At 75.0% G+C, this 14023-nt stretch carries 12 protein-coding genes; 5 read left to right on the forward strand and 7 right to left on the reverse strand.

The genetic code is table 11. The features are described 5' to 3' along the window. Positions 1-107 precede the first annotated feature (107 nt). On the forward strand, positions 108-746 hold the full coding sequence (locus ACTWO6_RS30750; RefSeq protein WP_446217167.1) for an HD domain-containing protein: 639 nt from the start codon (positions 108-110) through the stop codon (positions 744-746). 64 nt (positions 747-810) lie between these two features. On the opposite strand, the gene ACTWO6_RS30755 is transcribed toward ACTWO6_RS30750, so the two are convergent. Continuing rightward, entirely contained in the window at positions 811-1146 is a 336-nt protein-coding gene (locus ACTWO6_RS30755; protein ID WP_446217168.1) for a DUF4031 domain-containing protein, read from the reverse strand. 69 nt (positions 1147-1215) lie between these two features. After that, the gene (locus tag ACTWO6_RS30760; protein WP_446217169.1) at positions 1216-2031 is read right to left on the reverse strand and encodes a zinc ribbon domain-containing protein; all 816 of its coding nucleotides are present in this window, start codon (positions 2029-2031) and stop codon (positions 1216-1218) included. A 690-nt stretch (positions 2032-2721) separates the two neighbouring features. Here ACTWO6_RS30760 and ACTWO6_RS30765 point away from each other — a divergent pair. Continuing rightward, positions 2722-4122, forward strand: a complete 1401-nt coding sequence (locus ACTWO6_RS30765; RefSeq protein WP_446217170.1) for an FAD-binding oxidoreductase — start codon at positions 2722-2724, stop codon at positions 4120-4122. A gap of 57 nt (positions 4123-4179) precedes the next feature. Here ACTWO6_RS30765 and ACTWO6_RS30770 read toward each other — a convergent pair whose 3' ends face one another. Both ACTWO6_RS30770 and ACTWO6_RS30775 read right to left on the reverse strand, forming a co-directional pair. Continuing rightward, positions 4180-4701, reverse strand: coding sequence for a hypothetical protein (locus ACTWO6_RS30770; RefSeq protein WP_446217171.1), 522 nt, complete (start codon positions 4699-4701; stop codon positions 4180-4182). 86 nt (positions 4702-4787) lie between these two features. After that, entirely contained in the window at positions 4788-6605 is a 1818-nt protein-coding gene (locus ACTWO6_RS30775) for a glycerol-3-phosphate dehydrogenase/oxidase (RefSeq protein WP_446220828.1), read from the reverse strand. Positions 6606-6684: 79 nt separating this feature from the next. On the opposite strand from ACTWO6_RS30775, the gene ACTWO6_RS30780 reads away from it, so the two are divergent. The 3 genes from ACTWO6_RS30780 (at position 6685) to ACTWO6_RS30790 (ending at position 10455) form a co-directional block, all read left to right on the forward strand. Beyond that, complete coding sequence (locus tag ACTWO6_RS30780; protein WP_446217172.1) at positions 6685-9111, forward strand: S8 family serine peptidase; 2427 nt, start codon at positions 6685-6687, stop codon at positions 9109-9111. A gap of 72 nt (positions 9112-9183) precedes the next feature. After that, positions 9184-10119: a GNAT family N-acetyltransferase gene (locus ACTWO6_RS30785; RefSeq protein ID WP_446217173.1), complete on the forward strand. Its 936-nt coding sequence runs from the start codon at positions 9184-9186 to the stop codon at positions 10117-10119. A 93-nt stretch (positions 10120-10212) separates the two neighbouring features. After that, positions 10213-10455 carry a hypothetical protein gene (locus tag ACTWO6_RS30790; RefSeq protein ID WP_446217174.1) on the forward strand — a complete coding sequence of 81 codons (243 nt, stop codon included), beginning with the start codon at positions 10213-10215 and terminating at the stop codon, positions 10453-10455. 64 nt (positions 10456-10519) lie between these two features. Here ACTWO6_RS30790 and groL read toward each other — a convergent pair whose 3' ends face one another. The 3 genes from groL to ACTWO6_RS30805 form a co-directional block, all read right to left on the reverse strand. Then, entirely contained in the window at positions 10520-12142 is a 1623-nt protein-coding gene (groL, locus tag ACTWO6_RS30795) for a chaperonin GroEL (RefSeq protein WP_089012259.1), read from the reverse strand. A gap of 276 nt (positions 12143-12418) precedes the next feature. Next, positions 12419-13603 (reverse strand): hypothetical protein, encoded by a 1185-nt coding sequence (locus tag ACTWO6_RS30800; RefSeq protein WP_446217175.1) that lies wholly within the window; start codon positions 13601-13603, stop codon positions 12419-12421. Positions 13604-13711: 108 nt separating this feature from the next. Continuing rightward, positions 13712-13915: a cold-shock protein gene (locus ACTWO6_RS30805; protein WP_013288855.1), complete on the reverse strand. Its 204-nt coding sequence runs from the start codon at positions 13913-13915 to the stop codon at positions 13712-13714. Between the last annotated feature and the right edge of the window lie 108 nt (positions 13916-14023).

The following is a 14023-nucleotide window of genomic DNA, read 5'->3' on the forward strand; positions in this document are numbered from 1 at the left end:
AGGAGGTGCGACGCACGAACGACGGTCGTCGGTCCCGGGCCACGGCCATGGCGGGGACTACCCGCGTCACACCCGGTGAATCCTCAGCGTAGGGCAGACTGCACCAGGTGGGAGAGCTGATCGAGCGGTGGCGGGACACCGCCCGGAGCGCCGGGGCGACCGACCCGGTCGGGGTGGAGCGGGCCGGGGAGCGGCTGCTGGCCGGCTGGCGGGAGCCGCACCGGCATTACCACACCCTGGACCACCTGACCGCCGTGCTCGACGTGGTCGACGGCCACGCGGCCGCCGCCCGCCGTCCCGACCTGGTCCGGCTGGCCGCCTGGTGCCACGACGCGGTCTACGACCCGCGCGCCGGCGGCGACGCCAACGAACGGGCCAGCGCGGCCCTCGCGGGCGTGCTGCTCGCCGACGCCGGGCTGCCGGCCGGCGCGATGGCCGAGGTCCGCCGGCTGGTGCTGCTCACCGCCGGGCACGCGGTGGCCGCCGACGACCCCGACGGCGCCCTGCTCTGCGACGCCGACCTGGCGGTCCTGGCCAGCCCACCACCGGTGTACGACCGCTACGCCGCCGCCGTCCGCCGCGAGTACGCCCACGTCCCCGACCCGGACTTCCGCGCCGCCCGCGCGAGGGTCCTGGAGTCCCTCCTCGCCCTCCCCGCCCTCTACCGCCTCCCCACCCCCCACGCCCACTGGGAGACCCCCGCCCGCACCAACCTCACCCGAGAACTGACCACCCTCCACCCCTGACCCCCGCCCCTCCCCGCCCCCGCCTCGGCGATCTTGCAGTTGGCGCCCGGGCGAAAGGGACGGATCAGCTCAGATCCGGGGCCCGAAGTGCAAGATCGCGCACGGGGTGGGGTGGGTGGGGTGGTCGGGGTGGGCGGGGACGGGTGAGGTGCTTGGGGCGGCGGAGGCCGGCGTCGCGGAGCAGGCGGACCAGGTCGCGGCTGGGGACGACGTGGGCGCCGAGCCAGACGGCCATGGGGAAGCGCTCGGCGGGGATGTCGTAGTGGTCCCGGTCGAAGCCGCGGCGGGGCGCGCCGAGCGCCTCGGCGAAGGCGTGCAGCTCGGCGTAGGAGACGTCGCTGATCAGGTGCGACCAGAGCCGGCCGCGCCACGGCACGGTCGGCCGGTCCAGGTAGAGCATGGCGGCAAATCTAGCCCGCCGTGCCGGGCCGGTTGATGATCAGCTTCCGCCGACCTAGTGCGGTGTCCACTAACGTTCACCGGGTTTGCGGTGGGTGTTGTGGATCCTCGCCTGTTGGGCGAGCGACTCCCCACCGGGTGGTGGGGCGGGCCTCCGCGGGCCAACTGACCCTCGCGCCACTCTCGGTGGGCGGCGGGGGTCACGCCGGGACCGGCCAGCACCGGGCAGGTGCCGGCCGGCTCGACGGTGCGTGACCACCTCCGGCAGCACAACCGCTGCCGGGGTGGTGGATCCGCCGCCCGGAACACGGGTGGCGATGCTGGCCGCCGCAACGAGGTCGCGGTGCCCGGAAAATGCGCAGTGCGGGCAGGACAAGGTCCGCCCACGGGGTTTCGGCACCCGCCTTCCGCAAGCGGGACAGGTGGAGGAGGTGCCGCGTTCGTCGACCAGTCGAACACTGATACCGGCGAGGGTGGCCTTGTCGGTGAGGACCTGCAGGAGCCGGCCGATCTGCCACTGCCGCAACCGCAGGTTGTGCCGCCGCCCAGCAGGAAGGTCCAACACCCCACGGGGGTCACCGACGTGCAACACACCGACCCGCTGCCGCACCGCCCACGAGACGACCGTGTGGGCGGCCTCATGCTGGGCCTGCCGCACCCGCCGCCAGTGCCGGCCCTCCACCAGGCGGACCCGACGCCGGTACTGCCGCCACCGCCGGGATCCCTTCTGGCCCGGCTTCGGTGCCCGGCGTGAGACGGCGCGGCGGCGGGATTTGGTGTCGGCGAGGTGCGTGCGGTGTTCGGCGCGGATCGCCCGCCCGGACACCAGCAACCCCTCCCCGCCGGGGCCGGCCACGGCGTAGGGGTGGATGATCCCGAGATCCACCCCGGCCACCCTGCCGGGTCCGGTCCCTCACCCGGCGGGTAGACCACCACCGGCACCTCGGCGGTCACATCGAGGAACAGGCGGCCTCCCTCGCACAGCAGGTTGATCGACCGGACCTGCTCGACCGGATACGGCACCTCCCGCGCCAGACGCACCCACAACGGCGACGTGCCTCTTGCGGTCCGGATCCGCACCCGGCTCCCGTCGAGGGTGAACGTGCCGTGATACCAGCGCACCGGCACCAACCCCCGCCGCCGACGCGGGAACCGCGCCGACAGGTCACCGGCGCTGCGGCGTTTCGCCGCCGCGAACCACGCATCGGAAAACCGGCGCAACACCGGCCGGGCACCGACGGAATCCAGTTCGGCGAACGTGCCCGGCCCGGACGTCGCCAACTCCCGGCACAACTCCTGATAGCCGGACAGGGGTACATCCCGGCGGCGGCGCCGCCACGCATTGACCTCCAACACACACGCCCACACATCACCGGCCGAGCGCAGCAGCCCGAAACACCGCCGCCGCTGGCCTGGCGTCACCCGCAACGCGACGCGCGCGGTGCGGTGCACGACCCGCGGCGCGGCGGGCTCCCGACGACGAGGCACGAACCGAAGCAAACACCACCCCTACGACATTCTCCCAACCCCGACCAACCCGGCCAACGTTTGTGGACACGGCACTAGCCTTCCCCGCATGGCCGGTACCCCCCTCCTCGACGACCTGCGGGCCGCGCTCGGCGACGCCGCCGTCCTGACCGACCCGGACCTGCTCCGGATGCACGAGCGGGACGAGGCCGACCTCTGCGCCGCCGGCACGCCGCTGGTGGTCACCCGGCCACGGGACACCGAGCAGGTGGTGGCGGTGGTCCGGGCGGCCGCCCGGCACGGCGTACCGGTGGTGCCGCAGGGGGCCCGGACCGGGCTGGCCGGCGCGGCGAACGCCGTCGACGGCGCGGTGGTGCTGAGCACCGTCGCGATGGACCGGATCCTGGAGATCGACCCGGTGAGCCGGATCGCCGTGGTGCAGCCCGGCGTGGTCAACGCGGCGCTGGCCGGGGCGGTACGCGAGCGCGGCCTCTGGTACCCGCCGGACCCCGGCTCCTGGGAGTCCTCCACCATCGGCGGCAACGTCGCCACCAACGCGGGCGGCATGTGCTGCGTCAAGTACGGGGTGACCACCGAGTACGTGCTCGGCCTGACCGTGGTGCTCGCCTCCGGCGAGGTCCTGCGCACCGGCCGGCGTACCGCCAAGGGGGTCGCCGGGTACGACCTGACCCGGCTCTTCGTCGGCTCCGAGGGCACCCTCGGGGTGATCACCGAGATCACCGTCTCGCTGCGGCCCGCCCCGGCGGAGTCGCTGACCCTGGTCGCGGTCTTCGGCTCGACCTCGGCCGCCGGGGCGGCGGTGGCCGGGATCGCCGAGCGGGGGCTGAGCCCGAGCCTGCTGGAGCTGCTGGACCGGACCCACCTGGCGGCCATCGAGGCGTACCGGCCGATGGGGTTGCGCACCGACGCGCAGGCGCTGCTGCTGGCCGCCGTGGACACCGGGTCCCGGGCCGCCGAGGACCTGGCCCGGATCGCCGAGGTGTGCGAGGCGGCCGGCGCCGACGAGGTGTGGACGGCGACCGACGCGGTGGAGGCGGCGGCCCTGCTCCAGGCCCGCCGGCTGGCCCACCCGGCGATGGAGAAGTTCGCCGCGGACGCCTTCCCCGGCGGCAACGGCGGGCTGGTGATCGACGACGTGGCGGTGCCGCGCGGCGCGCTCGCGGCGCTGCTGGACGGGGTGGCCCGGATCGCCACCGAGTGCGCCGTGCCGATCGGCGTGGTCGGGCACGCCGGCGACGGCAACATGCACCCGAACATCGTGGTCGACCGGGCCGACCCGGCCAGCGTCGAGCGCGGCCGGCGGGCCTTCGACGAGATCATGCGGGTGGGCCTGGAGCTCGGCGGCACCTGCACCGGGGAGCACGGCGTGGGGCTGCTCAAGCGGGACTGGCTGGCCCGGGAGATCGGCCCGGTCGGGATCCGGGTGCACCAGGCGATCAAGGCCGCGCTGGACCCGGCGGGCCTCTTCAACCCCGGCAAGGTGCTCTGACCCGGCCCACCCGCGCGACCGGGTGGGCGGCGCGGGTTCGACCGGCCGGGGGCGCGGTCAGCCGCGGACCTCGGCCGGCGTCGCCTGGGTGAGCAGCAGCAGGATCTCGCCGCCGACCGGTGGCCGCTCCTCACCCGGGCAGTCCTGCGAGGTGATGGTCAGGCCCGGCGGGATGAGCAGGGTGGAGGTCAGCGCGTCGATGCAGGCCAGCTTGTACTGGCGGGCCTCGTCGGTCTCCTTCGCCAGGCCCGGGTCGGCGAGCATCTGCTGCAACCGCTGCACCTGGTCCGGCGCGAGCTCGCCGGTCGAGTTCACCCCGTCGCCGGCGCAGTCCCGACAGGCCCACCTGCCGTTCGGCTCGACGTCCAGGGACCGGACCGGGCTGTCCGCGCCGAGCTTCTGCACCAGGGAGACCCGGCGTGGCCCGGTGGGGGCCGACGCCCCCTCCCCCGCGGGTGTGCCCCCGGGCGGCGTCGTGGACCCCTCGGCCCGGTCGAAGACCGAGCAACCGGTCAGGGCGACCGCCAGCAGAAAGCCGGCCGAAAATACGATGACGCGCGACCATGAAGGGCGAAGCACGCACGGCAACCTACCCCACCGTAGGTTGCGCCGGTACCCGCCGACCGGCCGGGCGGTGATCGCCCGCCGGTGCCCGGGCGGATCGGCTACCGGGGGGACGAGGGAAGTTCGACGACGTCGCCGTCGACACCCCGGTCCGCCGCGAACCCCCGGACGTCGGGAGCGCCGAGCCGGGCCGCGTCCGCCGCCACGTCGTCCGCCATCAGCTGCGACTGACGCTCCGCCTCCACCCGCGCCCGGTAGTGCGCCACCTCGCGGGCCCGGGTCGCCTCGTCCCAGCCGAGCACCGCGCCCATCAGTTCCGCGGCGTGCTCGGCGGAGTCCAGGCCGCGGTGGCTGGTCTCGAAGGAGATCCGGGTACGCCGGGTCAGCACGTCCTCCAGGTGCAGCGCCCCCTCGGCCCGGGCCGCGTACGTGACCTCGGCGGCCAGGTACTCCGGCGCGCCGGCGAGCGGGGAGCCCTGCAACGGGTCCGCGTCGATCAGGGCGAGCAGGTCGCGGGTGAGGGTGCCGTACCGCTCCAGCAGGTGTTCGACCACTCCCACCGGGACCCCGTGCCGGCGGGCCAGGTCGGCCCGGTCCCGCCACGTCGCCGCGTATCCGTCGGCGCCGAGCAGCGGCAGGTCGGCGGTGCGCGACGGTCGGGTCCAGCCCAGCCGGTGGACCGCCCGGTCGACCACGTCCGAGGCCATCACCCGGTACGTCGTGTACTTGCCACCGGCGACCAGCAGCAGCCCGAGCATCGGCTCCACCACCGCGTGCTCGCGGGAGAGCTTGGAGGTGGAGTCCGCCTCGCCGGCCAGCAGCGGGCGCAGCCCGGCGTACACGCCCTCGATGTCGGCGGTGGTCAACGGCCGGTCGAGCACCGTGTTGACCTGTTCCAGCAGGTAGTCGATGTCCTTGGCGGTGGCCGCCGGGTGGGACCGGTCCAGCCGCCAGTCGGTGTCCGTGGTGCCGATGATCCAGTGGCCACCCCACGGGATGACGAAGAGCACGCTGGTGGCGGTGCGCAGGATCAGCCCGGTCTCGCCGGTGATCGCCGAGCGGGGCACCACCAGGTGCACGCCCTTGGAGGCCCGGACCCGCACCCCGGGGCGCAGCCCGACGTCGTTGAGCATCCGGGACATGTCGTCGCTCCACACGCCGGTGGCGGCGATGACCGTGCGGGCGCGTACCTCGAACTCGGCGTCCGGTGAGCCGGCGGGCGCCTCCAGGTCGCGGACCCGGACCCCGGTGACCTCGCGGGCCTGGCGGATCAGGCCGACCGCCCGCGCGCTGGTCACCACGGTCGCGCCGAGGCTGGCCGCGGTCCGCGCCAGGGTCACCACCAGCCGGGCGTCGTCGACCTGCCCGTCGTAGTAGCGGATGGCCCCGGCCAAAGCGTCGGCGCGGAGGCTGGGGAAGATCCGGCGGGCGCCCTCGCGGGTCAGGTGCCGGTGCAGCGGCATGCCGCGCCCGCCGCCGAAGGCGCCGGCGAACGCGTCGTACGCGGCCACCCCGGCCCCGTAGTAGGACCGCCGGAAGAGGCGTCCGGGCAGGTCGCGCAGCCCCCGCCCGGCGGGGAGCGGGACCAGGAACGGCACCGGGCGCACCAGGTGCGGCGCGAGCCGGGTGGCGAGCAGCCCCCGCTCGGTCAGCGCCTCGTGGACCAGGTGGAACTCGAGCTGCTCCAGGTAGCGCAGCCCGCCGTGGATGAGCTTGCTGGACCGGCTGGAGGTGCCGGCGGCGTAGTCGCGGGCCTCCACCAGGGCCACCTTGAGGCCGCGGGAGGCGGCGTCGAGCGCGGCGCCCGCACCGGTCACCCCGCCGCCGATGACCAGCACGTCGAACCGCTCGGCGCGGAGCCGGCGCAGGTCGTCGGCGCGGCGGGCGATGGAGAGCTGGCCGGCCGCGGATCGGGACACGTTGGGGTCGCGCACCCGTCCACGGTAACCGTCCCGGCGGTCCCGCGGCATGCGCGGTCCGCACCGTACGGTGATCGGCATGGAGATCGGTCCCTGGCCGCCCCCCGGTCCGCCCGTCCCGCCGCCGGCCCCCGCTGAAGAGCGGACGGGCCCGTGGCCGGTGGTGGCGGCGGTGCTGGTCGGCGGCTGGATCGCGCTGGTGACGGTGCTCGGGCAGGTGGTCGGCTGGGCCGTCGACCAGGCGGTGCTGGTCGCCGGCCTGGACCGGGCGGTGCCGACCTGGCCCCTGGTCGCCCTCGGCACGGTGCTGCTGGCCGGCGCGCCCACGCTGGCGCTGGCCCTGCTCCCCCGCGACCCGGTGGTCCGGGCCACCGGCCGGGTCTGGCTGGCCGGGGCGCTGGCGCTGGGCGCGCTGACCCTGCTGCGGACCCTGCCGCCGGTGCACCAGGAGGCGTACCTGGCCGCCCTTGCCGCCACCGCCGCCCTGCTGGCGGCCGTTCTCGGTCGGCTGCCCGAGCATCGCCGGGCCGCGGCGGCGGCCGGCGGCGCGGCCCCGTCCCCGGGCGTCGTCACCCCGCTGGCGGTGGCGGCCGGGGCGGCGCTGCTGCTGCCCTGGGCGTGGCTGGGCGCGCTCGGCGGCCTGTTGGAGACGCTGCTCGCCGGGCTCGCCGCCGCCGCGCTCGGCGTCCTCGCCGGGGTGCTGCTCGATGCGGCGTTCTGGGCGCGGTTCACGGTGGGCGCGCCGCCCCGTCCGGCCCGGCTGGTGCTGGTCGGCGGGCTGGTCGCCGGGGTCGTCCTGGCGCTGGTCGCGGCCGGGGCCGGGCAGTCCGGCGCGCAGTTGCCCGCCCTGTTCCTGCTGCCTCCGCTCGGCTTCGTGCTGGCCGCGCTGCACGCGGCGGCGGCCCGCGCGGGCCGGCCGCTCGGCCGCGCCCCGGTGCGCTGGCTGGTCGGGCTCGGCGTGCTGGGCCCGCTGGCCCTCGCCGACCCGGAGGAGCTCACGGTGCTCCTCGCGACCACCCGCGACGTGCCGTTCTGGGCCGCGGTCGCGACCGGCGCCGCGTTCGCCGTCGCGGTGCTGCTCGCCGTCGGGTACGGCGTCCTGCTGGCCCGGCCGCGCGCCGGCACGCCCCGCGGCCGGGTGGCCGGGGTGGCCGCCGCGGCCCTGCTCGCCGCGGTCGCGGTGGTCCACGTGGTCCCCGGGCAGTCCGGCCTGTACGGCGACCGGCTGCTGGTGGTGCTCCGCGAGCAGGCCGACCTGAGCGGTATCCCCACCGGGGCGCCCGGTCGGGCCGGCCGGGACGCCCGGGCCGCCGAGGTCTACCGGCGGTTGGTGGCCACGGCCGACCGGACGCAGGCGGAGCTGCGCCGGGAGCTGACCCGGCTGCGCCTGCACCCGACGCCGTACTACCTGGTCAACGCCATCGAGACGGACGGCGGGCCGGAGGTGCGGGCCTGGCTCTCCGGGCGGCCCGAGGTGGCCCGGGTGCTGGTCAGCCAGCGACTGCGGCCGCTGCCGGCGGCGGCCCGGCCCGTCCGGGGCCCGCTGCCCGCGCCGGCCGGACCGGCCTGGAACATCTCGCTGATCGGCGCCGACCGGGTCTGGTCCGAGCTGGGCGTGACCGGCTCGGGCGTCGTGGTCGGCGCCTCCGACTCCGGCGTCGACGGTCGGCATCCCGCGCTGGCGGCCGGCTTCCGCGGCGGCGACGACTCCTGGTACGACCCGTGGGCGCACACCCGCACCCCGAACGACCAGGCCGGACACGGCACCCACACGGCGGGCAGCGCGGTGGGGCGGGACGGGATCGGCGTCGCCCCCGGCGCCCGCTGGGTGGGTTGCGTCAACCTGGACCGCAACCTGGGCAGCCCGGCGCGTTATCTGGACTGCCTCCAGTTCATGCTGGCACCGTTCCCGTACGGCGGGGACCCGTTCACCGACGGGCGGCCGGGCCGGGCGCCGGACCTGCTGACCAACTCGTGGGGCTGCCCGCCGATCGAGGGCTGCGACACCGCGGCGCTCCGGCCGGCCACCGCCGCGCTGGCCGCGGCCGGCATCCTGGTGGTCGCGGCGGCCGGCAACACCGGCCCGTACTGCGGCTCGGTGGCCGACCCGCCGGCGCCGTACCCGGACGTGCTGACCGTGGGCGCGGTGGACCGGGCGCGGCAGCTCACCCGCTTCTCCAGCCGGGGGCCGGCGGCCGGCGGGGCCGCCAAACCGGACCTGGTCGCTCCCGGCGCGGACGTGCTCTCCGCGTACCCCGGTGGGGGTTACGCCACCCTGGCCGGCACCTCGATGGCGACGCCGCAGGTGGCCGGGGTGGTGGCGTTGATGTGGTCGGCGAGCCCGGCGCTGGTGGGCGACCTGGCGCGGACCCGGCGGATCCTCCGGGACACCGCCACCCCGGCCACCGTCCCTCCGGCCGCCGACCGCTGCGGCGGCGACGCGGATCTGGTCGGTGCCGGCCTGGTCGACGCGTACGCCGCAGTCCGGGCCGCCCGCGCCGGGTGAGCGGGTCGCCGGGCGGGCCCGAACCGATTCGGCGGTGCCGCCGGGCCGCCGGATGACCTAGGGTCGGCGACCATGGACGCGGAGATCATCGAGCTGGACCCGAACCATCTGCCCGCCGTCGTCGACCTCTGCCGGCGGGCGCTCTACCTGCCCGAGGATGCCGCCGAGGCGCCGGCCATCCTGGACGCCCTGACCACCCGGGCGGCGGCCGACCGCCGGGTGCTGCTGATCGGCGCGGTCCGCGGGCCGGAGCTGGTCGGGGTGCTGGTCGGGTCGGTCTCCCAGCGGGATCCGCAGCTCGGGCACGTCGACCTGGTGGCGGTGGCGCCCGGGGAGCGCCGCCGGGGGGTCGGGCGGGCCCTGCTGGCCGAGGCGGAGCGGCGGCTCGCCGGGCTCGGCGCGGCCGAGCTGCTGCTGGCCGGGAACCCGCCGTACTACGCCTGGCCGGGCATCGACGTGCGCTACACCCCGGCGGTCTGCGCGGCGCTGCGGCTGGGCTACCGGCAGGACCGGACGGCGTGGAACATGACCGCGGACCTGTCGGACGGCTCACCGGCGCTGCGCTCGACGGAGGCCGCGGAACGCCGGCTGGCCGGTCAGGGCGTCACGGTACGCCGGGCCGAGCCGGCGGACCTGGCGGCGCTGGCCGCCTTCGCCCGCGCCACCTTCGGCGGGACGTGGGACGGCGAGCTGGCCGGCTCGGTGGGGCGGCCGGACGCCGGGGCGCACCTGGCGGAGCGGGACGGCGAGATCCTGGGCTTCGCCGCGTACGGCTCCTCGCGGCCGAGCTGGTTCGGCCCGATGGGGACGGCCCCGGCGGCGGAGGGCTCCGGCATCGGCGGGGTGCTGCTGCGCCGCTGTCTGCGGGACCAGGCGGCGGCGGGGATCGGCGCGGCGCAGATCGGCTGGGTGGGACCGGTGCCGTTCTATTCGGGCAGCGCGGGCGCGCGGATCGAGCGGGTCTTCTTTCTGTACCGGAAGGTGATCGGCGGGCACCCGGTCGGATAATTAAAGGGGCGAAAAGGATATAGACGCCAATAATGCCATTCGCCCGCCCCGGTCATCGACCGCGCCCTACGGTTGCCCGTAGAGGAGGCAGCCATGACCACGGATGACGAACGGACCGACGACCAGCCCGCGAGCTGGCCACCGGTCGGTGAACTCCCCGGGCAACTGCCGTTCGACCGGCTCGACTACGGCGACGCCGAGCAGCTGGCGGACCTGGCCGGCGCCGACGCACCGGCCGCCGAGGAGACCCGGCAACCGGTCGACGAGCCGGTCCGGATCCGGCCGCCGTACGACCGGACGCACAAACGACGCAACCAGCGGCCGCTGCCGACGTGACGGACGGAAAGGGGGCGGACCGCTGACGCGGCCCGCCCCCTTTCGGCGTTCGGTGGAACTGGACTCAGAAGTCCATCTCCCCGCCGCCCGGACCAGCCGGGGCGGCCGGGGTCTTCTCCGGCTTGTCCGCCACGACGGCCTCGGTGGTGAGGAAGAGCGCCGCGATCGACGCGGCGTTCTGCAGCGCCGAGCGGGTCACCTTGGCCGGGTCGATGATGCCCGCGGCCAGCAGGTCGACGTACTCGCCGTTGGCGGCGTTCAGGCCGTGACCCGGCTCGATGTTGCGGACGTGCTCGACGACCACGCCACCCTCGAGGCCGGCGTTGACGGCGATCTGCCGCAGCGGGGCGTCCAGCGCGATCTTGACGATCTGCGCGCCGGTCGCCTCGTCGCCGGTCAGGTCCAGCTTGTCGAAGGCGGTCTTGCCGGCCTGGACCAGCGCGACGCCACCACCCGGGACGATGCCCTCCTCGACGGCGGCCTTCGCGTTGCGGACGGCGTCCTCGATGCGGTGCTTGCGCTCCTTGAGCTCGACCTCGGTGGCCGCGCCGACCTTGATCACCGCAACACCGCCGGCCAGCTTGGCCAGGCGCTCCTGCAGCTTCTCCCGGTCGTAGTCGGAGTCGCTCTTCTCGATCTCGGCGCGGATCTGGTTGACCCGACCCTGGATCTGCTCGGCGTCACCGGCGCCGTCGACGATGGTGGTCTCGTCCTTGGTCACCACGACCTTGCGGGCGCGGCCCAGCATGTCGAGGCCGACGGCGTCCAGCTTGAGGCCGACCTCCTCGCTGATGACCTGGCCACCGGTGAGGATGGCGATGTCGGCCAGCATGGCCTTGCGGCGGTCACCGAAGCCCGGCGCCTTGACGGCGACCGACTTGAAGGTGCCGCGGACCTTGTTGACCACCAGGGTGGCCAGGGCCTCGCCCTCGATGTCCTCGGAGATGATCAGCAGCGGCTTGCCCGACTGCATGACCTTCTCCAGGATCGGGAGCAGGTCCTTCACCGACGAGATCTTGCTGTTGACGATCAGGAGGTACGGGTCGTCGAAGACGGCCTCCATACGCTCCGGGTCGGTCATGAAGTACGCGGAGATGTAGCCCTTGTCGAAGCGCATACCCTCGGTGAGCTCGAGCTCCAGGCCGAAGGTGTTGCTCTCCTCGACGGTGATGACGCCTTCCTTGCCGACCTTGTCCATCGCCTCGGCGATGATCTCGCCGACGGTGCTGTCACCGGCGGAGATGGAGGCGGTGGAGGCGATCTGCTCCTTGGTCTCGATGTCCTTGGCGAGCTTGGACAGCTCCTCCGAGACGCTGGCCACGGCGGCCTCGATGCCCCGCTTCAGGGCCATCGGGTTGGCACCGGCAGCCACGTTGCGCAGGCCCTCGCGAACCAGGGCCTGGGCCAGGACGGTCGCCGTCGTCGTGCCGTCACCGGCCACGTCGTCGGTCTTCTTGGCGACCTCCTTGACCAGCTCGGCGCCGATCTTCTCGTACGGGTCCTCGAGCTCGATCTCCTTGGCAATGCTCACACCATCGTTGGTGATGGTGGGGGCACCCCACTTCTTCTCGAGCACGACGTTGCGGCCCTTGGGGCCGAGCGTCACCTTCACGGCGTCGGCGAGCTGGTTCATGCCCCGCTCGAGGCCGCGGCGCGCCTCTTCGTCGAACGCGATCATCTTGGCCATACGGCGTTGTCCTCCTGGACACTCACGGGCCACCCGAGTGTGTGCCCCGGATGGGCCGCCTGGTGTACGCACCTTGGGACGTCGCCACCTGGCGACGACGACGTCTCCTCGGTCGGGCCGGACAGCCCGCGACGACCGGCCATGTGCCACCCCGGCGCCATCGAGACGCCGGTGCGGCCGTGGCCCTACCGCCCCGACCATTGGCACTCACGGTATGCGAGTGCCAATGACCTGTTTAGCACTCTCCCTTGCCGAGTGCAAGCACGATGGCGCCGCTCAGCCGAGTTCCGCCGCGAGTCGGGCGGCGTTCACCGGGCCCTCATGGGCGCGCTGCTCGGCGTACGTGGCGAGGAGCCCGACGAGCTGGGCCACCTGAACCGGGACGAGCAGCACGGCCACCACCAGGGCGACCCCGACCGCGCCCGCCGCCGTGCCCGGGGCGTCCATCGGGTGCGTGCCGAACGGCAGCTGGCCGACCGCCTGCAGCATCAGGCCGACCAGGGCGCCGACGAGCAGCACCGCGGCGACCAGCGCGACCCGGCCCAGCACCATGCCGAACCGCTGGTGGAAGATCCGGAAGGAGCGGCCGATCGGGTTCTGCCGCTCGAAGAGGTAGACCGGGCCGATCAGGGCGAACGCGAAGGCCAGGTAGAGCCCCGGCAGCAGGCAGAAGCACATGCCGACCCCGATCAGCAGCGAGGAGAGCAGCGTCCAGCCCCAGAGGCCGAGCATCCGGCGCAGCCCGAACCGGAACGCCGCGCCGAGGCCGACCGGCTCACCGGCCGCCTGCCGGGTGACCACCCAGGCCCCCGCGGCCCAGCCGAGGCTCTGCAACGGGCCGAGGACCAGGGCGGCGACCAGCAACGCGGCGTAGAAGGTCAGGACGTCCCGGAGGTAGCCGTCGGGCAGGACCGGGGCGCCGTCGGCGGCGGTGCCGACCTCGCCCGAGGGCGCGAGGGCGAGGGAGAGCACCGAGGTCGCCGCGGCCGGCAGCGCCTGGGTGAGCAGCATGATCGGCAGCAGCAGGCGCCAGCCGCGGCGCACCGCCCCCGCACAGCGGGAGAACCAGCCGCCGATGCCGGCGTGCGGCGGGGTGACCAGCGGGTCGTTCAGATCCCAGCCCGGGTCCGCCGGATACCAGCCGTACGGCTGGCCGCCCGGGTACGGCTCGGCGGCGTACGGACCAGGGGCGTACGGCCCGGCCGCGTACGGGCCCGCGTAGGGACCAGGGGCGTAGGGGCCGGCCGCGTACGGGCCGGCCGCGTAGGGACCGGGGGCGTACGGGCCGGGGGGCCCGGGGTCGCCCGGGGTCGGCCGGACCCACTCCTGCGGCTGCCCGGCCCGGTCTGCCGGGCCCGGCACTCCGGGCTGCCCGGGACCGCCCGGGGCGGCGGAACCCGGGTCACCGGGCGACGCCGGGGTGACCGGCTCGACGGGACCCGACGGGGGCTGGTCGGACATGAACCCTCCTCAGCGGCGATGGCTGGAACGGCTCATGATCTTCCACCGCGCGGGCGCGCACCGCTGCCCCTGATCGGAGTGGAAAGCCGCCCGACGGGCGGCGACGGGTCAGGCGATGACGCGGACGCGCTCGGCCTGCGGGCCCTTCTGGCCCTGGGCGATCTCGAACTCGACGCGCTGGCCGTCGTCGAGCGCCTTGTAGCCGTCCATCTCGATCGCGGAGAAGTGGACGAAGACGTCCTGCCCGCCGTCGACGGCGATGAAGCCGTAGCCCTTTTCGGCGTTGAACCACTTCACGGTGCCCTGTGCCACGGTGCACTTCCTCACTCTGCGCGGCGTTCCACAACCCCGGGACGCCGGCCGAGCCCGCGCCCCGACCACCGTTTCGGCGATCGGCGACGGCCGCTGAATCGGTGACCG

Source organism: Micromonospora sp. IBHARD004 (assembly GCF_052814115.1).

Bases quoted from the DNA above. Each gene is read 5' to 3' on its own strand.
- ACTWO6_RS30755 (WP_446217168.1), bottom strand. From the start codon at position 1,146: ATGCTCTACCTGGACCGGCCGACCGTGCCGTGGCGCGGCCGGCTCTGG.
- ACTWO6_RS30765 (WP_446217170.1), top strand. From the start codon at position 2,722: ATGGCCGGTACCCCCCTCCTCGACGACCTGCGGGCCGCGCTCGGCGAC.
- ACTWO6_RS30780 (WP_446217172.1), top strand. From the start codon at position 6,685: ATGGAGATCGGTCCCTGGCCGCCCCCCGGTCCGCCCGTCCCGCCGCCG.
- ACTWO6_RS30785 (WP_446217173.1), top strand. From the start codon at position 9,184: ATGGACGCGGAGATCATCGAGCTGGACCCGAACCATCTGCCCGCCGTC.
- ACTWO6_RS30790 (WP_446217174.1), top strand. From the start codon at position 10,213: ATGACCACGGATGACGAACGGACCGACGACCAGCCCGCGAGCTGGCCA.
- groL (WP_089012259.1), bottom strand. From the start codon at position 12,142: ATGGCCAAGATGATCGCGTTCGACGAAGAGGCGCGCCGCGGCCTCGAG.
- ACTWO6_RS30800 (WP_446217175.1), bottom strand. From the start codon at position 13,603: ATGTCCGACCAGCCCCCGTCGGGTCCCGTCGAGCCGGTCACCCCGGCG.